We start from the raw sequence: 19,062 nt of genomic DNA on the forward strand, positions 1-19,062 counted from the left end.
GCGGATCCGGCGCCCTGAACGCCGGCCGCCTCAGGCCCCGCCGGTGTGGACCTGGAAGGCGGCGCGCCGTACGGCCTTGGCGAGGGCGGGGTCCGGGTGGGCGGCGGCCAGCGCGACGAGCACCTGCACGGTCCTTGGGTGGCCGACGGCGCGCACCTCCTCGATGAGGGCGGGCACGTTGCCCTGCACGGCCGAGTCGAGGTGGCGCACGAGGAGTTCGCCGTCCCCGTGGTCGGCGACGGCGGCCGCGGTGTCGATCCACAGCCAGGTGGACTCCTCGCGCGTGAGCACGTCGTGGGCGTCCTCGGGGTCCGCGCCCTCGTACTCGGCGAGCCAGATGAGGGCGTAGGGCCGCAGCTGGGGGTGGTCGACGGCAGAGCGCACGACGGGCTCGGCGGGTGCACCGACGACGCGCAGCGCCTCGAAGGCGAGACCGCGCAGCAGGGCGTCCTCGCCCCGGGCGACGGCGAGGAGTTCGGCGACCGCGCTGGATACGGTGCGGGCGGCGAGCCAGGCCCGGTACTCGGCGCGCGCGGGCCCAGGCGTCAGCCGCGCGCAGCCGTGCAGCATGTCCTGCGCGGACTGCTCGATGTTGCCCGCCGGGCTCTGGGCGGCGACGCAGATCTGCTCGAGCTTGACCCAGACGGCCCAGTTGCCGAGCGGGGTGAGCGTGGCCTGCTCGCGGCCGAGGGTGAGCGCGCCGACCGCCGCGAGCCCCTCCAGGGCCCAGCGCAGCAGCGGGGCGAGGGAGGCGGCGGGCACGACGGTTCGCCCGGTGTCCGCGGGCGGTTTGACGGCGACGGCGTCGGGGTCGCCGGGCGCCGCGGGGTCGTAGGTGACCTCGCAGCGCTCCTCGTGGAGCTCGGCGACACGCTGGCGCAGCAGGTCGAGCAGGGCGGGCTCGGTGACGGGGCCGGCCGAGAGCTGGAGGAGGGAGAGCACCTGGGGTACCGACTCGATGACCTCGGAGACGGTGCCGGCGGCGACGCCGCGGGGTGCCGGGTGGATGAGCGACCATGCGTCGAAGAGGGCGACCCAGCCGCGCAGTACGGCGCTGTCGTCGCTGTCCCAGGCGTGCAGCCGCCAGCCGGGGCGCACGACGCCGTCGTGGAGTTCGACGAGCCCGGAGAGTTTGGCGCGGTCCCATGCGGTGCGGGCCTGCGCGGCTGTCAGCTCCAGTGCGGCGACGGCGCGTTCGAGCGCCCGCGGGCCGAGAGGCCCGGCTCCCGGGTCACGGTCGGCGGCCGCCCAGCGGGCGATCCGCACGGCCTCCGCGAGCACGGCCCTCGCCTGGCGGGCCAGCTCGGCCTGGGGCGGCGTGCCCTCGGGGGGCCGCGGTGCCTGGCGGTTTCGTCCGGTCGTCACGGCCCGTCGTGCGGAGGCCAGCGGCTGCGACGGTACGAGTCGGAGTCTGGAGTTGCGCGCCAATTGCTCATCAGGCTTTCGGGACGTCACGGATGGCAGTCTCCCCGTTGACCGCCGGAAAGCCCAAACGGAACGTGTCGTCCGGGCCGGTGGCCGGATGTGCCGGGGTGTCTCGCGCGGCTTTGCCCGGAGTGCTCCGCCTCGGGGGCCGCGGTGCGACGAGGACGGTGCGAGGGCGTGAGGGGCGGCGTGAGCACGGCTCATGCGGGTGCGCGAGGTCCCGCACGGCCCACAGCGGCTCACATCAGGGGGGTGATGAAGCGGCGCAGGGCCTCCTCGTACGCGTCGGGTCCGGCGTTCCACATGGCCGCGTGGGGCGCATCCGGAACGGTGTGCAGGCTGACGATGTCCGGCCGTGCCCGGGCGGCGGCCCGGGAGGCGTCCCATGGCGCGATCCTGTCGCCGGGCCCGTGGACGATGAGGGTCGGCACCTGGAGGTCGCGGGGGAAGAGCGTGCCGGGCGTGCGCTCGCCGTCGAGCCCCGTCCTGCCCTGGGCGGCGCGTACGGCGAGGGGCACGACGGGCGCGGGCGTGCGGTGTGCCGAGGCGAGCGCCCTGAGGGTGGCCCGCCAGTCCAGCACGGGCGAGTCGAGGATGAGCCCGCTGATCTTGTGTTTGCGCGAGGAGCCCGACACGCAGCGCAGGGCCATGGTCGCGCCGGTCGACCAGCCGTGGAGGATGACGCGCCGCGCGCCCGAGCGCAGCGCGAACCCGATGGCCTCGTCGAGGTCGCGCCACTCGCTCTCGCCGAGGTGGCCGAGGCCCTCCCGGGGGCGGGGCGCGCCCGCGTCGCCGCGGTAGGAGAGCGCGAGGACGGGGAAGCGCCGCTGCGTGAGGAACGGCATGACGTTCATCGCCTGGTTCCTCGTGGTGCCGAGGCCGTGCACGCAGATGGCCCATGTGTCGCGGGCCCCGGGCACGAACCAGGCAGGCGCGTCGCCCAGTTCTCCGGGTACGCGCACCTCGCGGTGGTCGAGGCCGAGGGCGCTCGCCGGGTCGCCCGCGTACACCTCCGGGGTGAGCCGCACGCGGGTGCCTGGCGTGAGCCTGCCCAGGCTGACGCGTTCGAGGCGGCGCACGACGGTGTCGGCGCTGCGGTCGGCGCCTTCGAGCACGGGCCCGAAGGCCGCGTGCACGCCCGGCCCCTGGAGCCCGTAGGTGCCGGGCCGCAGCGACGCGAGGCCCCGGGTCAGGGTGACGCGGTCCTTCCCCGCCGCGTGGACGGTGAGCTTCGCGTCGGTCGGCAGGGGTTTTCGTGGACGCGCCTTGAGGGCCGCGTCGCTCGCGTAGCGGCCGGCGGCCAGTGCCGCGGCCGCGCCGACTCCGATCACTGTGGTGACGGCAGCTGCCGTCGCTGTAGCGGGGCGCACCTGACAAGTGTCCGCAGCCCGGGCCGCCCGCGCCAGTGGGCGTCGCCGGCGGCGGGCCGGGCGGCGGATCCCCCCGGGGGGCGTCCGGCAGCTCAGTCGTTCAGCCGCCCGGCTCCTCGTCGGCGGGGCGCTGCCCGTACCCGGCCAGCTTCCGCCCGACCTCGGCGATCTCGTCCTCGGACAGCAGCGAGGGCGTGTGGCCGGGGACGGAGGCCGCGGTGAGCCACACCCTGCACATCCACTCCAGTTGCGCCATCCGGTCGTACGCCTGGTCAAGGGTGGCGCCATGAGTGACGGCACCGTGGTTGCGCAGCAGGCAGCCGCTGCGCCCTTCGAGTGCCTCGACCATCCGCTCGGCGAGCGCGTCGGTGCCGTACGTCTCGTAGGGGGCGACGCGGACCGGCCCGCCGAGCGCCGCGGTCATGTAGTGCACGAGCGGCAGCTCGGACACGAGGGTGGAGACGGCGGTGGCGTGGACGGCGTGCGTGTGGACGACGGCCCGCGCGGCGCTGGTGCGGTAGACGGCGAGGTGCATGGGAAGTTCGCTGGTGGGCTCGAACGTGCCGAGCACGCGCCGGCCGTCGAGGCGCACGGCGAGGGCGTCGTCGGGGGTGAGGCGGTCGTAGGGGACCCCGCTCGGCGTGACGAGTACGAGGTCGTCCACGCGGACGGACACGTTGCCCGACGTGCCCACGACGAGTCCTTCGGCGGCGGTCCTGCGCGCGGTCGCGACGAGGTCGCGCCACGGCTCGGCCAGCACGTCCCTGAGCGGGTCTGCCATGTCTGTCATGGGGGAGATCGTGCCAGGGCGCGGGGCGGAGGGCGGGCTGCGGCCGGAAGGCGCGTACACGGCGCGCGGAGCGGCACCGCGAATACCGGCCCAGTTCACCTTGCGTTCACTCTCGCTCCGTACGTTCATCCTGCCCACACCACGTCGAACGATTGCCTGGGTCCATGGAGCATGTGACGCTGCTGCTCGCGGTCGTGATCGCGACAGCCCTCGTGTTCGATTTCACGAACGGCTTCCACGACACCGCCAACGCGATGGCGACGACCATCTCGACCGGTGCGCTCAACCCGAAGATCGCGGTGGCGATGTCCGCCGCGCTGAACCTCGTCGGTGCCTTCCTGTCCGTGGAGGTCGCCAAGACGATCTCCGGCGGGATCATCGACGAGCACGGCATCGATACGCGGGTCATCTTCGCGGCGCTGGTCGGCGCGATCCTCTGGAATCTGGCCACCTGGCTGCTCGGGCTGCCGTCCAGCTCGTCCCACGCCCTGTTCGGCGGCCTGATCGGCGCCGCCGTCATGTCCGCGGGGGTCTCTGCCGTCCACGGCGGGACCGTCGTGACGAAGGTCCTGCTGCCCGCGGTCGCCGCGCCGCTGGTGGCGGGGCTCGCGGCGCTGATCGCCGCGCGCATCACCTTCCGCCTCGGCCGGCACGCGGACGACGAGGCCACCGCGAAGGGCTACCGCGCGGGGCAGATCGCCTCCGCCGCGCTGGTCTCCCTCGCGCACGGCACCAACGACGCCCAGAAGACGATGGGCGTGATCACCCTGGCGCTGGTCACCGGCGGCGTGCTCGCGCCCGGTTCGAACCCGCCCGTGTGGGTCATCGTCTGCTCGGGCCTCGCGATCGCGCTCGGCACGTACATCGGCGGGTGGCGCATCATCAAGACGATGGGCACGGGTCTCACCGACCTGCGTCCGCAGCAGGGCTTCGCGGCGCAGACGAGCGCGGCGATCTCCATCCTCGCCTCCTCGCACCTCGGGTTCTCGCTCTCCACCACCCAGGTCTGCTCGGGCGCGGTGATGGGCGCAGGCCTCGGCCGCAGGGGCGGCTCGGTGCGGTGGTCGACCGCGACGCGCATGGCCGTCGCCTGGTGCCTGACGCTGCCGGCCGCGGCCCTTGTCTCGGCGGGCGCCGAGTTCGTCGCCGGCCGCGGCACGTGGGGTGTCGTGGCGGTCGGCGCCGTGCTGGTGGCGGCGTCGGGCGCGATCTGGCTGGCGGCGCGCCGCCGGCCGGTCACCGCGCAGAGCGTCGCGGGCCCGGCGGCCCGCCCCACCGCGCTGACCGGCCAGGAGCAGGCGGGCGACCTCGCCGCGACCATCCCGGGGCCGCCCCCTGCGGCCGCCACCGCGCAGCGTTCGGCCGCGGCGTGACGGCGGCAGGCGCCCGCACGCGCCACGGCAGCCACACGCACCACGACGGCCACAGCGACCACATCAGCCACAGCCGCGGAGCACGTAGCGGCACGAGCAAGGACACTCGCGCATGAACATCGACTGGGCCTCCGTCGGCGCCGTCTTCGGCGTCAGCCTCCTGGCCACCGTCGGCCTCGTCGGCCTGTTCGCCCTCGGCACCGTCGGCCTCGCCAAGCAGGGCTCCGCGCTCGTCAGTTCGGCGTCGTACGCCTGTTTCGCCCTGTGCGCCGCGGCCGTCGGCTACGGGATCTACCTGATCGTCGCCTGACCGCCGCCCGATCCGCGTCCGGGCCCCGTGTGGCCATTCGCACAGTCCCCCACCGCAGGTCAAAGGGGAGTTGACGGGCGTTGTGGGGCGTGGTGGACTGCCGAGGCCATTACCGCGGCAGCAGCAGAGGAAGCCGGTGCGAATCCGGCGCGGTCCCGCCACTGTCACCGGTGCGCGCCCACCCGGGCGCCCCGGGAGCCAGGAACTCTCGCAGCCGTGTTCACGTCGAGCCGGGGCGCGGACCCTGAGTGAGGACACTGCCCCATGCCTGCCCGCGGCGCAGCCGTCAAGGCGACCTCCGTGTACGGCGCCGCCGCCGGGCTCGGCCTTCTCGCCGACGCCGTGTTCGGCGATCCGCGCCGCGGCCACCCCGTCGCCGCCTTCGGGCGTGCCGCCGGCGCCCTGGAACGCCTCCTGTGGCGTGACGACCGGGCGCGTGGCGCCCTGTACGCCGCCGCCTGCGCGGGCGGGGCCGTCGGCTGCGCGGCGCTGGCGGCCCGCGCGGTGCGGGGCCGCGACGGCGCGTCCGTCCTGCTGACCGCCGCCTCCGTGTGGGCCGTGGTGGGCGGCACGTCCCTGGCGCGCGAGGCCTCGCTCGTCGGGGCATCGCTCGCGGCGGGCGACATCGGCGCGGCCCGGGCGCGCCTGCCGCACCTGTGCGGACGCGACCCGGAGGGTCTCGACGCACGGCAACTGGCCCGCGCGGTAGTGGAGTCGGTCGCGGAGAACACGTCGGACGCGGTGGTCGGCGCGCTGGTGTGGGGCGCGGTGGCGGGCGTGCCGGGGCTCGCCGGTTTCCGCGCCGTGAACACGCTGGACGCGATGGTGGGCCACCGCTCGCCGCGCCACCTGCGGTTCGGCTGGGCCGCCGCACGCCTCGACGACGTGGCCGGGTGGCCGGGCGCACGGCTGACGGCCGCGCTCGCCGTCCTCGCCGGCGGCGCGCCGCGCAGGGCCCTGGACGTCGTACGCGCCGACGCGCACCGCCACCCGAGCCCCAACGCGGGTCCCGTGGAGGCGTCGTTCGCCGGGGCGCTCGGCGTGCGGCTCGGCGGGACGCTGGCGTACGGCGGGCGAGTGGAGAATCGGCCGGTGCTCGGCGGTGGCCTGCCCGAGGTGGAGGTCGCGGACATCTCGCGCGCGGTGCGGCTGTCGCGGCGAGTGACGTGGCTCGCGCTCGCCGCGTGTGTGGCGGGGCGGTCCGCGTGGGGAGCCATACGGGGATCCGCGGGCGGTCCGCGGGGCGGGGAGGCACGGCGGTGAGCGGCGGACGGGCGCGGGGCGGCGGCCTGCTGGTGGCGGGGACGACGTCGGACGCGGGCAAGAGCGTGGTCACCGCGGGCATTCTGCGCTGGCTGGTGCGCCAGGGCATGAAGGTGGCGCCGTTCAAGGGCCAGAACATGTCGCTGAACTCGTTCGTGACGCGCGAGGGCGCGGAGATCGGCCGGGCGCAGGCCATGCAGGCGAGCGCGGCCGGGATCGAGCCGACCGCGCTGATGAACCCCGTGCTGCTGAAGCCGGGTGGCGACAGCCGCAGCCAGGTGGTGCTGATGGGCACTCCCGTGGGCGAGCTGAGCGCGCGCGGCTACCACGGCGGCCGCCAGGAGACGCTGCTCGGCACGGTGCTCGACTGCCTGGACGAGCTGCGCTCCCGGTACGACGCGGTGATCTGCGAGGGGGCCGGCAGCCCGGCTGAGATCAACCTGCGCCGCACGGACATCGTCAACATGGGGGTCGCGCGGGCCGCCCGGCTGCCGGTGGTGGTGGTCGGCGACATCGACCGCGGCGGCGTCTTCGCGTCGTTCTTCGGCACGACGGCGCTGCTTTCCCGGGAGGATCAGGAGCTGGTCGCCGGGTACCTGGTGAACAAGTTCAGGGGCGACGTGTCCCTGCTGACGCCGGGTCTCGACATGCTGCGCGGGCTGACGGGGCGTGAGACGTACGGGGTGCTGCCGTGGCGCGACGGCCTCGGCATCGACGAGGAGGACGGCGGCCTCGGCGCGCGCGCCGCGCGGCCCGTGCTGCCGCCGGTGGGCGACGAGGTGCTGCGTGTCGCGGTGTGCGCGGTGCCGCTGATGTCGAACTTCACGGACGTGGACGCGCTGTCGGCCGAACCGGGCGTGCGGGTCAGGTTCGTGGACCGCGCGGACGACGCCGTCGACGCGGACCTCCTGGTGGTGCCGGGCACCAGGGGGACGGTTCGCGCGCTGGCCTGGCTGCGGGAGCGCGGCTTCGGGTCCGAACTGGCACGGCGGGCGGCGAGCCGGCTGCCGGTGCTCGGCATCTGCGGCGGCTACCAGGTGCTGGGCGGGTGTATCGAGGACGACGTCGAGTCGCGGGCCGGGACGGTGCCCGGCCTCGGCCTGCTGCCCGTCCGGGTGCGCTTCGCCGCGGAGAAGACGCTGGCGCGGCCGGTGGGGACGGCGCTGGGCGAGCGCGTCGAAGGGTACGAGATCCACCACGGGGTCGCGTCGGTGGAGGGCGGCGAGCCGTTCGTCACGTACACCGGCACTGCCGGTCAGGACCCGGACGGCTGCGTGGTCGGCGCGGTCCGTGGCACGCACTGGCACGGGGTGCTGGAGAACGACGCGTTCAGGCGCGCGTACCTGACGGAGGTGGCCCGCGAGAGCGGCCGCCGCTTCGTGGTGGCGCCCGGCACCGAGTTCGGCGCGGTGCGCGAGGCCCAACTCGACCGGCTCGCCGACCTGGTGGAGGAGCACGCGGACACGGCGGCGCTGCTGCGGCTGATCGAGACGGGCCCGCCGCCAGGACTCCCGTTCGTCCCGCCGGGAGCGCCGTGAGCGCCGCCGCGCTCGCGCCGGGAGGCGCGGTGGCCCGTGGCCATGCCGGCGACCCGTCCCGCCGCTCGCCCCACGTACGCGGCGCCGCCGCCACGCGGACCCCGACCGCACCCACGTCCGGGAACGCGGACGCGGCGCACATGGACGGCGCCCCGCCCGGCGGCGCGTGCGCCTGCGGCACCGCCTCGGCTCGCAGCCGTGCAGGGGCTTGCGGCCCTCCGGCCCGCGCCCGAATTCGCACCGGGTGGGCGGGTCTTGCGTGTGCCGCGCCGCCACGCGGCCTTCGGCTGCGGTCGGCGGGGCGTCACGCGGCTCGCCCCCGGCACGAGGAGGCGCCGCGGCGCGTGCGCCCGGCCGCGGCCGCCGGCCCACCCGTCCACGCGCACGTCCCGAACGGCTCACGTCGTCAAGGAGATTCATGACCACCCCGTATCCCTTCACCGCCGTCGTCGGCATGGACGATCTCCGGCTCGCCCTGCTGCTGAACGCCGTCAGCCCCGCCGTCGGCGGGGTGCTCGTGCGCGGTGAGAAAGGCACCGCCAAGTCGACCGCCGTGCGGGCTCTTTCGGCGCTGCTGCCGCAGGTCGGTGTCGTCGCCGGGTGCAGGTTCTCCTGCGACCCGGCAGCGCCCGACCCGCTGTGCCCCGACGGGCCGCACGGCAACGAGCCCACCGTGCACCGGCCCTCGCGCATGGTGGAGCTGCCGGTCGGCGCCTCCGAGGACCGGCTCGTCGGCGCGCTCGACATCGAGCGCGCGCTCGCGGAGGGTGTGAAGGCCTTCGAGCCCGGGCTGCTCGCCGAGGCGCACCGCGGTGTGCTCTACGTCGACGAGGTCAACCTCCTCCACGACCACCTGGTGGACCTGCTGCTCGACGCGGCCGCCATGGGCGCCTCGTACGTCGAGCGGGAGGGCGTGTCGGTGCGGCACGCGTCACGGTTCCTGCTCGTCGGCACCATGAACCCGGAAGAGGGGGAGCTGCGCCCGCAGTTGCTCGACCGGTTCGGCCTGACGGTGGAGGTCGCCGCCTCGCGCGAGCCCGGCAGCCGCGTCGAGGTGGTGCGTCGCCGCCTGGCGTACGACGACGACCCCGAGGCGTTCGCCGCGCGCTGGGAGGAGCAGGAGGGCGCCCTGCGGGAACGCATCGCCGCGGCCCGCGCGCTGCTGCCCGAGGTCACTCTCGACGACGGTGTCCTGCACCGGATCGCGGCCACCTGCGCGGCTTTCGAGGTGGACGGCATGCGGGCCGACATCGTCATGGCGCGCACCGCGACGGCGCTCGCCGCGTGGGCTGGGCGCACCGCCGTGACCGCGGACGACGTGCGGCAGGCCGCGCTGCTCGCCCTCCCGCACCGCAGGCGCCGCAACCCGTTCGACGCGCCGGGGCTCGACGAGGACAAGCTCGACGAGACCCTGGCCGGCCCCGCGGCCGAACCGGACGCCGGGGAGGGCGGCGAGGGCCCCGACGACGACCCCGACCCCGGTTCCGGCGGGCCTGGCGGCCGCGGCCCGGACGACCAGGGGCCCCAGGACCCGGGCGGCCAGGCGTCCGGCGGCGCGGGCGATTCCGGGCCGTCCGAGGGCGGCGTCCCCGCGCAGGGCTCACCGCAGGCCCCCGAGCGGCCCGCGGCCAGGGCCTGGGAGCCGTTTCGCGCGAAGGTCCTCACCGTTCCCGGGCTCGGCGAGGGAGCGGCGGGGCGCAGGTCGCGGGCGCGCACGGAACACGGCAGGACCACGGGGTCCAGGCGCCCACGCGGGGCGCTGACCAAGCTGCACCTGGCGGCCACCGTCCGGGCGGCCGCCCCCCACCAGCGGGCGCGCGGGCGCGCGGGGCGCGGCCTCGTGGTGCGCGCCGACGACCTACGGCAGGCGACGCGCGAGGGCCGCGAGGGCAATCTCGTGCTGTTCGTGGTGGACGCGTCGGGCTCGATGGCGGCCCGCAGGCGGATGGGGGCCGTGAAGGGCGCCGTGCTGTCGTTGCTGCTCGACGCGTACCAGCGGCGCGACAAGGTCGGCCTCATCACCTTCCGGGGGCGCGACGCGTCGCTCGCGCTGCCGCCCACCTCGTCCGTCGACGCGGCGGCCGCCCGGCTCGACTCCCTGCCCACCGGGGGCCGCACGCCGCTGGCGGCGGGGCTGCTCAAGGCGCACGACGTGCTGCGCGTCGAGCGGCTGCGCGACCCCGCACGGCGTGCGCTGCTCGTCGTCGTCACGGACGGCAGGGCGACGGCCGCCGGCGGCGGCGACGCGGTCGGGCAGGCGGCTCGCGCGGCGCGGCTGCACGCGGCACAGGGCGTGGCGTCCGTCGTCGTGGACTGCGAGTCGGGGCCGGTGCGGCTGGGACTCGCCGCCTCGCTCGCGACCGCGCTCGGCGCCACCGCGGTGACGCTCGACGAGCTGCGTGCCGACTCGATCGCCGGGCTCGTCAAGGACGTGCGCGGCGGGCGCACCGCACATGGCGGGGAGCGCACCGCACATGACCGCATCACAGGACAAGCTCGGAGGGCCGCCTGATGCCGCAGGGAAAGCCGGAATCCGTCCCCGACGACGGGCTCACCACGCGCCAGCGCCGCAACCGGCCGCTGGTCCTCGTGCACACGGGCCCCGGCAAGGGCAAGTCGACCGCCGCGTTCGGTCTGGCGCTCCGGGCGTGGACGCAGGGATGGCCGGTCGGGGTGTTCCAGTTCGTGAAGTCGGCGAAGTGGCGCGTCGGCGAGGAGAAGGCGCTCAGGACGCTCGGCGCGAGCGGCGAGGGCGGGACCGTGGCCTGGCACAAGATGGGCGAGGGCTGGTCCTGGGTGCAGCGCGACAGCCAGCTGTCCAACGAGGAGGCGGCGAGGGAGGGCTGGGAGCAGGTCAAGCGCGACCTCGCGGCCGAGACGCACCGGCTGTACGTGCTTGACGAGTTCGCGTACCCGCTGCACTGGGGTTGGGTGGACACGGCCGAGGTGATCGAGGTCCTGCGGGAGAGGCCGGGCACCCAGCACGTGGTGATCACGGGCAGGAACGCGCCGCGGGAACTGCTGGACTTCGCGGACCTGGTGACGGAGATGACGAAGGTGAAGCACCCGATGGACGCGGGTCAGAAGGGCCAGCGGGGCATCGAATGGTGACCCGGGGAGCCACCGCGAGGCCGCACCGGCGCGCCGCGGCGGACGGGGCGCGGCCGGAGGCGGTGGCAGCGCCGTGACCGCCGTTCCCAGGCTGGTCGTCGCGGCGCCCTCGTCGGGCAGCGGCAAGACCACCGTGGCGACGGGCCTGATGGCCGCGTTCTCGCAGCGCGGTCTGGCCGTCTCGCCGCACAAGGTCGGGCCCGACTACATCGACTCCGGGTACCACACCCTGGCCGTCTCGGGCGGCGGCCCCGTGCGGCGGCCCGGCCGCAACCTGGACGCGTACATGTGCGGCCCCGAGCTGATGGCGCCGCTGTTCGCGCACGGCGCCGAGGGGTGCGACCTGGCCGTGGTCGAGGGTGTCATGGGGCTGTACGACGGCGCGGCCGGCCAGGGCGAGCTGGCGTCGACGGCGCAGGTGGCGAAGGTGCTGCGCGCGCCGGTCGTCCTGGTGGTGGACGCGTCCTCGCAGTCGCGGTCGGTCGCCGCGCTCGTGCACGGGTTCCTGTCGTTCGACCCGGACGTGCGGATCGGCGGCGTGATCCTGAACAAGGTCGGTTCGGACCGCCACGAGGAGCTGCTGCGCGAGGCCCTGGAGGAGTGCGGTGTGCCGGTGCTCGGGGCACTGCGCAGGTCCGACGGGGTGAGCGCGCCGTCGCGCCATCTGGGGCTCGTCCCCGTGGCCGAGCGGCACACGGACGCGCTCGCCGCGACCCGCGCGCTCGCCGAGCACGTAAGGGCGGGGTGCGACCTCGACGGGCTGCTGGCGCTCGCGCGCTCGGCGCCGCCGCTGGACGCGGCGGCGTGGGACCCGGTGGCGGCGGTGGGCGGCGGACCCGCGGTGGGCGGCGAGCCGGCGACGGCGGGGCGGCCGGTCGTCGCCGTCGCGGGCGGTTCGGCGTTCACGTTCTCGTACGCGGAGCAGACGGAGCTGCTGGCGGCGGCGGGCGCCGAGGTCGTGTCCTTCGACCCGCTGCGTGACGACGGGCTGCCGCCAGGCACCGCCGGTCTTGTGGTGGGCGGCGGGTTCCCCGAGGTGTACGCGCCTGAGCTGTCGGCCAACGACGAGCTGCGCAGGGCGGTGGCCGCGCTGGCGCACTCGGGTGCGCCGGTGGCGGCCGAGTGCGCCGGGCTGCTGTACCTCGCGCGGTCGCTGGACGGCCGGCCGATGTGCGGGGTGCTGGACGCGGACGCGCGCATGACGGACCGGCTGACGCTCGGCTACCGGGAGGCCGTCGCCGTCGGCGACAGCGCGATCGCCGAGGCGGGGGCGCGGGCGCGCGGGCACGAGTTCCACCGCACGGTGCTGGAACCGCGCGCGGGCACGTATCCGGCGTGGGGTTTCGTGCGGCCCGAGCGCCGCACGGAGGGTTTCGTGCGGCGCGGGGTGCACGCCAGCTACCTGCACACGCACTGGGCGGCCACGCCGGACGCGGCGCGCCGCTTCGTGGCGCGGGCGGCGCGCGCGTGAACGGGTGGTGCGCCCGCGCGGCCGGCTCGGGTGCCGCGCGCCGGGGCGTGCGGTCAGCCCGCCACGCCCACCACCAGCCAGATGAACGCGACTCCGAGCACCGTGCACAGCAGCGTGGAGCGTGCGGGGTGCTCGTGGTGGGCCTCGGGGAGGATCTCGGCGGCGGCGAGGTAGAGCAGAGCGCCGCCGAAGAACCCGAGGTAGCTGCCGAGCAGTTCCTCGGGGAGCGTGAAGAACAGGGTCGTCGCGGCGCCCACCATCGGGGCGACGGCGTCCGCGAAGAGCATGGCGAGCGCTTTGCGGCGGGCGTTCCCGTACAGGCTGGTGATCGTGTACGTGTTGAAGCCGTCGGCGAAGTCGTGGGCGATCACCGCGAGGGCGACCGCCGTGCCTATCGCCCCGCCCACCTGGAAGGCGGCGCCGAGCGCGACGCCGTCCATCAGGCTGTGGCCGACCATCGCGGCGGCCGCGGTGAGGCCGAAGCGCGGTTCGCGCGCGGTGCCGCCCGGGCCGCGCGCGGGCGCATGAGCGTGCCCGTGCTCGTGCGCCGTCTGAGTGTGTGCCCCGGCGTTCCCGGAGGCGCCGGCGTGCGCGGCGGCCGCCTCAGGCGCGGTCCCGGCGGCCGGCGGCGGCTCCACGTCCTCGCCGCCGTGCGCGGTCTGCCGGGTCGCGAGGAGGCGCTCGACCAGATGGGCGACGAGGAAGCCGCCGACGAACAGCAGCAGCGCCTGCGGGACGCCCAGAACCTCGCGGCTCGCGGCGGAGATCGCCTCGGGCAGCAGGTCGAGCCCGACGACGCCGAGCATCAGCCCGCCCGCGAGGCCGAGCACGAGGTGGCGGCGGTCGGTGACGCGTTGCGCCGTCCAGCCGCCGAACAGCGTCATCAGGAACGCGCCGAGCGCGACGAACACCGCCATGAGCCCCTGCATAGCCGATCACTGCCGCCCCGCGCACATCCGGAGCCCTCCAGGGGCCCGTATGGAGGCCAGTCGTGACCAACCTCACGTTTGGTGGACCTTTCGGGCCCCCCGATCTGACGGTCGGGGTCGGCGCGCGGCGCGGCGTCACGGCGGACGAGGTGATCGCGCTGGTCGCGGACGCCCTGCTCGACGGGGGGCTGCGCCCCGCCCGCGTGGCGCGGCTGGCGACGCTCGACGCGCGCACGGACGAGCCGGGGCTCGTGGCGGCCGCGGCGCGGCTCGGCGTGCCGCTGCGCGGGTACGCGGCGGAGGCGCTCGCCGCGGTCGAGGTGCCCCACGGGTCCGAGGCGGTGCGGGCCGCCGTGGGCACGGGCTCGGTGGCGGAGGCGGCGGCGCTGGCGGGCGGCGGTGTGCTGCTGGTCGGCAAGCGCAGGGCGGCCGCCGGGACGGCGACGTGTGCGGTCGCGTGTGCGGTCGCGCGTTCCTCGGCTGACGGCACGTCCGGTGACTGTTCGCGTGCGCACCGTGGACAGAACGTGCGTGCGGGAGGTAGACAGCACGGACAGGCTGGACCGGATGCTGACGCGCCCTCCCCACAGGGCACGTACGGAGGGAGCGCCGTGAGACGCACGGCCGAGCAGGCAGTCGACGCGCACGATCTGCGCCACCACGGCGACGCCGAGGTCCTCGACCTCGCGGACGGCCTCGTCGATCTCGCGGTGAACGTGCGCGGCGGCACGCCGCCCGCCTGGCTGCGGGACCGCATCGCCGCGTCCCTGACGGGCCTCGCGGCCTATCCGGACGGGCGCAGGGCGCGCGCGGCGGTGGCGGCACGCCACGGCGTGCCGGTGGAGCGCGTGCTGCTGACCGCGGGCGCCGCCGAGGCGTTCGTCCTGCTGGCGCGCGCGCTGCCGGTGCGGCGCCCGGTGGTGGTGCATCCGCAGTTCACGGAGCCCGAGGCGGCGCTGCGGGACGCCGGGCACGAGGTGCGGCGGGTGCTGCTGCGCCCGGAGGACGGCTTCCGCCTCGACCCGGACGCGGTGCCCGACGACGCCGATCTCGTGGTGGTCGGCAACCCGACGAACCCGACGTCCGTGCTGCACCCGGCGGAGACGCTGGCCGCGCTGGCACGCCCTGGCCGGGTGCTCGTGGTGGACGAGGCGTTCATGGACGCGGTGCCGGGCGAGCCCGAGGCGCTCGCGGGTGACGTGGACGTGCCGGGGCTGGTGGTGCTGCGGAGCCTGACGAAGACGTGGGGGCTCGCGGGGCTGCGCGTCGGCTACGCGCTCGGCGAGCCGCGGGTGATAGCCGCGCTGGAGCGGGCGCAGCCGCTGTGGCCGGTGTCGACGCCCGCGCTCGCGGCGGCGGAGGCGTGCATGGCGCCCGCCGCGCTCGCGGAGGCGGACGCGGCCGCGCGCTCGATGTGCGCGCACCGCGCCCACCTGCTGGCGGGGCTCGCGGAGTTCGACGAGGTCGAGGTCGTGCGGGCGGCGGAGGGCCCGTTCGTCCTGGTGCGCACGGCACGGGCGTGCGCGGTGCGGGCCAGGCTGCGCACGTACGGGTTCGCGGTGCGCCGCGGGGACACGTTTCCCGGGCTCGACGGCGAGTGGCTGCGGCTCGCGGTCAGGGACCGCGCGACGACGAATCGTTTCCTCCAGGCGCTGGACCTGGCGGTGACGGCCACCGCGGCGTAGGCGCCGCGCGCGGCGCCCGGACTCGGGGTGCCCCCGGCCGAGGACGGACGGGGGCACCCCGCCGGCCCCGCGGCGCCTTCGTCGTCCCGCAGCGGCTGGACGCGCCCCGGCGCCCGGACGGACTCGGCGAGTCTGCCGCGCGCGCTGGGCGGCCCGCCGACCCGCGGCGCTCCGGGCCCGCCGCACTCCGGCGGCCGTAGAGCCCACGCCACCGCAGGCGCCGGCTCACGCGGGCGCGGGCTCGCCGTGCGCACGCCCCGGCCCGCATGGCACCCGGCCCGGGCTGCCTCGACGCGACCGCCGGTCCCGTGTTGCCGCGAGCCACGGGCACGGCGAGCGGGCCGTCAGCGCACGGTGATGACGAGCTTGCCCGTGGTGCGGCCCGTCTCCGCCTGGGCGTGTGCCGTGGCGCCCTCGGCGAGGGGGAAGGTGCCGGAGACGTGGGCGCGCAGCCTGCCGTCGGCGGCGCGTTCGGCGATGGCGCGCATTCCGGACTGGTCGTGCTCCACGAGCATGACGGCGGCGCGCACCCCCGCCTTCTCCGCCGCGGCCGCGGTGTCCTCGGCGCCCGGCAGCAGGGAGACGAGGACGCCACCCGGGCGCAGGGCGCTCACGGAACGCGTGGCCGTCTGTCCGCCGAGGGTGTCGAGGACGACGTCGTACGGCTCAGCGGCCGCGGTGAAGTCCTCCGAGCGGTAGTCGACGCAGGCGTCCGCGCCGAGTTCGCGCAGGAAGTCGTGCTTGGGCGCGGACGCCGTACCGGTGACGTGCGCGCCGCGCTCCTTGGCGAGCTGCACGGCGAGATGGCCCACACCGCCCGCGGCGGCGTGGATCAGCACCCGCTGCCCGGCCCGTAGGTCCGCGGTGTCGACGAGGGCCTGCCATGCGGTGAGCGCGGCCAGCGGCAGGGCGGCCGCCTGGACATGGCTGACCCCGGCGGGCTTCGCGGCGAAGGCGCGGGCCGGGCCGGTCACGTACTCGGCGTGCGAGCCGGCCCCGTGCGGGTAGGGCAGCATGCCGAACACCTCGTCGCCGGGCCGGAAGAGGGTGACGCCGAAACCGGTCTCCACCACGGTGCCCGAGACGTCCCAGCCCAGGGTCAACGGCGGTGGCGGCAGGAAGACGCGCACGGCGCGGTGCTTGAAGTCGGTCGGGTTGAGCCCGGCCGCGTGCACGGCGACCAGGATCTCCCCCGGTCCCGGCTCCGGCCGTGGCAGTTCGGTCGGACGCAGCACCTCGGGACCGCCGAGGGCCGTCTGGTGCAGGGCGAGCATCACGGGTGTGCCGTTCGAAGTCATGCACCGATCCTTGCCCATGACCCCGGCCGGGTCGATGGCAAGGAGGTCATCATCCGATACATTCCTGCCATGACCACCGTTCAGGCCGGCCGCGCCGACCTCGCCACCCGCGCCGGCCCCGCCGCGGAGCCGGGGTGCCGGATGAGCCCGGCTCCGCGTCCCGGCGCGCACAAGGTCGTCGTCCTCGCGCTCGACGGCGTGTACCCGTTCGAACTCGGCATCCCGCACCGCGTGCTGGGGTCCGCCGGCGGCCGCTACGAGGTGGTGTCGGCCAGCGCGGACGGACGCCCCGTGCGCACCGACTCGGACCTGGCCGTCACCCCCGGGCACGGCCCCGAGGCGCTGGCCCACGCGGACACGGTGGTCATCCCGCCGTACGCGGTCCCGTGGGACTCCGCCGGCGTTCCCGACCCGCGGGCGCTCGCCGCCCTGTCGCGCGTACGGCCAGGCGCGCGGCTGGTGTCCATCTGCACCGGCGCGTTCCTGCTGGCCGGCGCCGGGCTGCTGGACGGGCGCAGGGCCACCACCCACTGGGCGCTCGCCGGCCGTTTCAGGGAGCTGTTCCCCCGGGTCGAGGTCGATCCGGATGTGCTGTTCGTCGACCACGGCGACGTGCTGACCTCGGCCGGGGCGGCGAGCGGGGTCGACGTCTGCCTGCACCTGGTGCGCCGGGACCACGGCAGCGAGGTGGCCAACCAGGTGGCCCGTCTGTGCGTCGTGCCTCCGTACCGGGACGGCGGGCAGGCGCAGTACATCGAGCGGCCGCTGCCGCCCGCGAGCACGGTCGGCACGGGGCCGACCCGCGACTGGGCGCTGCGGCGGCTAGAACTGCCGCTGTCGCTGGACGAGCTGGCCGCGCACGCGGCGATGAGCACCCGCACCTTCGCCCGGCGCTTCCGTGAGGAGACGGGGCTGAGTCCCGGCCGATGGCTCACCCAGCAGCGGCTGCGGCGGGCGCGGCACTTGCTGGAGTCCAGCGACCTGCCGGTGGAACGGGTCGCCCACGAGGTCGGCTTCGCCACCGCCACGTCGCTGCGGCGGCACCTCGCGGCGGAGGCCGGGGTCGTCCCGTCCACGTACCGGCGCACGTTCCGTGCCTCGGGCCGGGACGGGCCCGGCGCCCCGGAGGCCCGGTGAGGAGGCCCACCCGGTGACGGTCTCGCCGCGCCGGCGGCCCCGGGCCGGGGCCGCCGGCGGGTGACGGTGTCGTCAGTGCGACGCGCGCCTCTTCGCCAGGACGACGGCGCCCGCGCCCGCGAGCAGGAGGATCGCCGCGCCGCCCGCGATGTACGGCGTCGTCGAGCTGCTGCCCGTCTCCGCCAGGTCCTGGGCGGACGACTTCGCGGGCTTCGGCTCCGTCGCGCTCTGGGCCCGCACGTCGGGCGCGGAGGGCGCCGCCCCGGACGGCTCACCGCTCGCCGGCGCGGTGGGTTTCGACGGCGTGCCGCCACCGTGGTGCCCGCCCGAGGGCTTCGGCGCGGTGCAGTCCGCCGTCGCGAGCTTCACCGACCCCTTCACGTCCGCCACGTTCAGCTTCAGCGGGTTGACGGAGACGTCGAGGGCAAGCGCCGTCGCCGCCGCCGTGCGCGAGGTGGTGTGCGTCTGCGAGAGTTCAAGGCTCACGTCGCCGACGTCCGGCACGCTCACCTTTGTCGGGCCGCCGGTCGACAGCGAGACGGTCTTGCCGAGCACGGTCACGTCGCCCAGCAGGTTCGCGCTCGCGACGGGGTGCTTGCCCGCCTCGCAGGTGGCCTTCGCGGTGACCTGCCGCAGCGCGATGAGCGAGAGCCCGCGCAGGCCCGGCACGTGGACCTTCGCGTTCACGATGTTGACGTAGCCCTCGGCCTTTCCCCCCGCCACGGTCGCCTTGGCGTCGGCGACATCGGCGCTGACCATGCTGAACGGCCTGCCCTTGTTCACTCCGTCGACCGTCAGGCTGAGCGCCTTCTTGTCCGCGCTCTGCGGCGCACGCACCTCGTTGAGCGAGGTGTTCACCGGGACGTCGACCGTCTTGTCGAGGAGCGAGACGTCCAGGCCCGCCTTCAGCACGGCGGCGTGCGCCGCGCCGCCCCCGTGCTCCTCGACGCCCGTGGCCTGTGCGGGTGCCGCCAGGAGTACGGGGCCCGCCGCTAGCGCGGCCGCCGCCGTCGCGGCGGCGAGGCGGCGTGCGGATGTGCGGCGAAAGGTGTCGCTGTTCAAGATCGTGGAACCCCCACTGAGACATGGCGTCGCCGGCCGGCCGGCTGGGGACAGGGCGCGGCGGCGACTGAGACACCGGTCATCTTTACGCACTGTGAGTGAACGTGCGGAAACGCAGGGCTAGTTCACTCGAAAGGGGGGTTTCCGAGTCGGTATTCGATTTATTGGGCACGGGAGTTCGCTGGTGTCACTCCCGTGAGGCGCTTGCCGGGCAGTCGATACGTCGACTTCGCAACCGGTGGTGCAATGTCCAACGAACGGGACAGCCCGTTCGTCACGGTCTGTCAACCACGCGGCCCG

Annotated in this window: 15 protein-coding genes and 1 riboswitch; of the genes, 9 read left to right on the forward strand and 6 right to left on the reverse strand. The window is 75.8% G+C overall.

Annotated features, from left to right (window positions below; all coding sequences use genetic code 11):
- Window positions 1–30 precede the first annotated feature (30 nt).
- The 3 genes from IH48_RS0125050 to IH48_RS0125060 all read right to left on the reverse strand — a co-directional run bounded on the left by IH48_RS0125050 (window position 31) and on the right by IH48_RS0125060 (window position 3,585).
- Window positions 31–1,365, reverse strand: coding sequence for a hypothetical protein (locus tag IH48_RS0125050; protein WP_030908954.1), 1,335 nt, complete (start codon window positions 1,363–1,365; stop codon window positions 31–33).
- Window positions 1,366–1,664: 299 nt separating this feature from the next.
- Complete coding sequence (locus IH48_RS0125055; RefSeq protein ID WP_030908958.1) at window positions 1,665–2,795, reverse strand: alpha/beta hydrolase; 1,131 nt, start codon at window positions 2,793–2,795, stop codon at window positions 1,665–1,667.
- A 100-nt stretch (window positions 2,796–2,895) separates the two neighbouring features.
- Window positions 2,896–3,585: a class II aldolase/adducin family protein gene (locus IH48_RS0125060; protein ID WP_051840550.1), complete on the reverse strand. Its 690-nt coding sequence runs from the start codon at window positions 3,583–3,585 to the stop codon at window positions 2,896–2,898.
- A 164-nt stretch (window positions 3,586–3,749) separates the two neighbouring features.
- Here IH48_RS0125060 and IH48_RS0125065 point away from each other — a divergent pair, with 164 nt between their 5' ends.
- From IH48_RS0125065 to IH48_RS0125095, 7 genes are all read left to right on the forward strand, one after another.
- A complete protein-coding gene (locus tag IH48_RS0125065; RefSeq protein WP_078850015.1) occupies window positions 3,750–4,958 on the forward strand; it encodes an inorganic phosphate transporter in 1,209 nt (402 codons plus the stop codon).
- Window positions 4,959–5,070: 112 nt separating this feature from the next.
- Entirely contained in the window at window positions 5,071–5,268 is a 198-nt protein-coding gene (locus IH48_RS0125070; RefSeq protein WP_030908967.1) for a hypothetical protein, read from the forward strand.
- Window positions 5,269–5,393: 125 nt separating this feature from the next.
- A riboswitch (cobalamin riboswitch) is annotated at window positions 5,394–5,476 on the forward strand.
- Window positions 5,477–5,532: 56 nt separating this feature from the next.
- The gene (locus tag IH48_RS0125075; protein ID WP_037843231.1) at window positions 5,533–6,531 is read left to right on the forward strand and encodes a cobalamin biosynthesis protein; all 999 of its coding nucleotides are present in this window, start codon (window positions 5,533–5,535) and stop codon (window positions 6,529–6,531) included.
- Window positions 6,528–8,069, forward strand: coding sequence for a cobyric acid synthase (locus tag IH48_RS0125080; RefSeq protein ID WP_030908974.1), 1,542 nt, complete (start codon window positions 6,528–6,530; stop codon window positions 8,067–8,069). Before IH48_RS0125075 ends, IH48_RS0125080 begins: the two co-directional genes overlap by 4 nt.
- 418 nt (window positions 8,070–8,487) lie before the next feature.
- Window positions 8,488–10,581 (forward strand): putative cobaltochelatase, encoded by a 2,094-nt coding sequence (locus IH48_RS0125085; protein WP_051840553.1) that lies wholly within the window; start codon window positions 8,488–8,490, stop codon window positions 10,579–10,581.
- A complete protein-coding gene (gene cobO / locus IH48_RS0125090; protein ID WP_030908980.1) occupies window positions 10,581–11,180 on the forward strand; it encodes a cob(I)yrinic acid a,c-diamide adenosyltransferase in 600 nt (199 codons plus the stop codon). The genes IH48_RS0125085 and cobO overlap by 1 nt, the downstream gene beginning before the upstream one ends.
- A 73-nt stretch (window positions 11,181–11,253) precedes the next feature.
- Entirely contained in the window at window positions 11,254–12,651 is a 1,398-nt protein-coding gene (locus IH48_RS0125095) for a cobyrinate a,c-diamide synthase (RefSeq protein ID WP_030908983.1), read from the forward strand.
- A gap of 53 nt (window positions 12,652–12,704) precedes the next feature.
- Here the strand turns inward: IH48_RS0125095 and IH48_RS0125100 are convergent, their stop codons facing one another.
- Entirely contained in the window at window positions 12,705–13,568 is an 864-nt protein-coding gene (locus IH48_RS0125100) for a ZIP family metal transporter (protein ID WP_030908986.1), read from the reverse strand.
- A gap of 74 nt (window positions 13,569–13,642) precedes the next feature.
- On the opposite strand from IH48_RS0125100, the gene cobC reads away from it, so the two are divergent.
- Window positions 13,643–15,265, forward strand: coding sequence for an Rv2231c family pyridoxal phosphate-dependent protein CobC (gene cobC, locus IH48_RS0125105; RefSeq protein ID WP_078850016.1), 1,623 nt, complete (start codon window positions 13,643–13,645; stop codon window positions 15,263–15,265).
- A 344-nt stretch (window positions 15,266–15,609) separates the two neighbouring features.
- Here cobC and IH48_RS0125110 read toward each other — a convergent pair whose 3' ends face one another.
- Entirely contained in the window at window positions 15,610–16,563 is a 954-nt protein-coding gene (locus tag IH48_RS0125110; protein WP_030908992.1) for an NADP-dependent oxidoreductase, read from the reverse strand.
- 69 nt (window positions 16,564–16,632) lie between these two features.
- On the opposite strand from IH48_RS0125110, the gene IH48_RS0125115 reads away from it, so the two are divergent.
- Window positions 16,633–17,700, forward strand: a complete 1,068-nt coding sequence (locus IH48_RS0125115) for a GlxA family transcriptional regulator (protein WP_420705539.1) — start codon at window positions 16,633–16,635, stop codon at window positions 17,698–17,700.
- 72 nt (window positions 17,701–17,772) lie between these two features.
- Here IH48_RS0125115 and IH48_RS0125120 read toward each other — a convergent pair whose 3' ends face one another.
- Complete coding sequence (locus IH48_RS0125120) at window positions 17,773–18,762, reverse strand: SCO1860 family LAETG-anchored protein (RefSeq protein ID WP_030908997.1); 990 nt, start codon at window positions 18,760–18,762, stop codon at window positions 17,773–17,775.
- Window positions 18,763–19,062: the final 300 nt, after the last annotated feature.

The organism is Streptomyces sp. NRRL F-5126 (assembly GCF_000721265.1).
In the GTDB taxonomy this organism is placed as follows: domain Bacteria; phylum Actinomycetota; class Actinomycetes; order Streptomycetales; family Streptomycetaceae; genus Streptomyces.

Excerpts from the sequence above, each read along its gene's own strand:
- IH48_RS0125110 (WP_030908992.1), bottom strand. The coding sequence starts at position 16,563 with ATGACTTCGAACGGCACACCCGTGATGCTCGCCCTGCACCAGACGGCC.
- IH48_RS0125115 (WP_420705539.1), top strand. The coding sequence starts at position 16,633 with ATGACCACCGTTCAGGCCGGCCGCGCCGACCTCGCCACCCGCGCCGGC.
- IH48_RS0125060 (WP_051840550.1), bottom strand. The coding sequence starts at position 3,585 with ATGACAGACATGGCAGACCCGCTCAGGGACGTGCTGGCCGAGCCGTGG.
- IH48_RS0125100 (WP_030908986.1), bottom strand. The coding sequence starts at position 13,568 with ATGGCGGTGTTCGTCGCGCTCGGCGCGTTCCTGATGACGCTGTTCGGC.
- IH48_RS0125075 (WP_037843231.1), top strand. The coding sequence starts at position 5,533 with ATGCCTGCCCGCGGCGCAGCCGTCAAGGCGACCTCCGTGTACGGCGCC.
- IH48_RS0125065 (WP_078850015.1), top strand. The coding sequence starts at position 3,750 with ATGGAGCATGTGACGCTGCTGCTCGCGGTCGTGATCGCGACAGCCCTC.
- IH48_RS0125070 (WP_030908967.1), top strand. The coding sequence starts at position 5,071 with ATGAACATCGACTGGGCCTCCGTCGGCGCCGTCTTCGGCGTCAGCCTC.
- cobO (WP_030908980.1), top strand. The coding sequence starts at position 10,581 with ATGCCGCAGGGAAAGCCGGAATCCGTCCCCGACGACGGGCTCACCACG.
- IH48_RS0125085 (WP_051840553.1), top strand. The coding sequence starts at position 8,488 with ATGACCACCCCGTATCCCTTCACCGCCGTCGTCGGCATGGACGATCTC.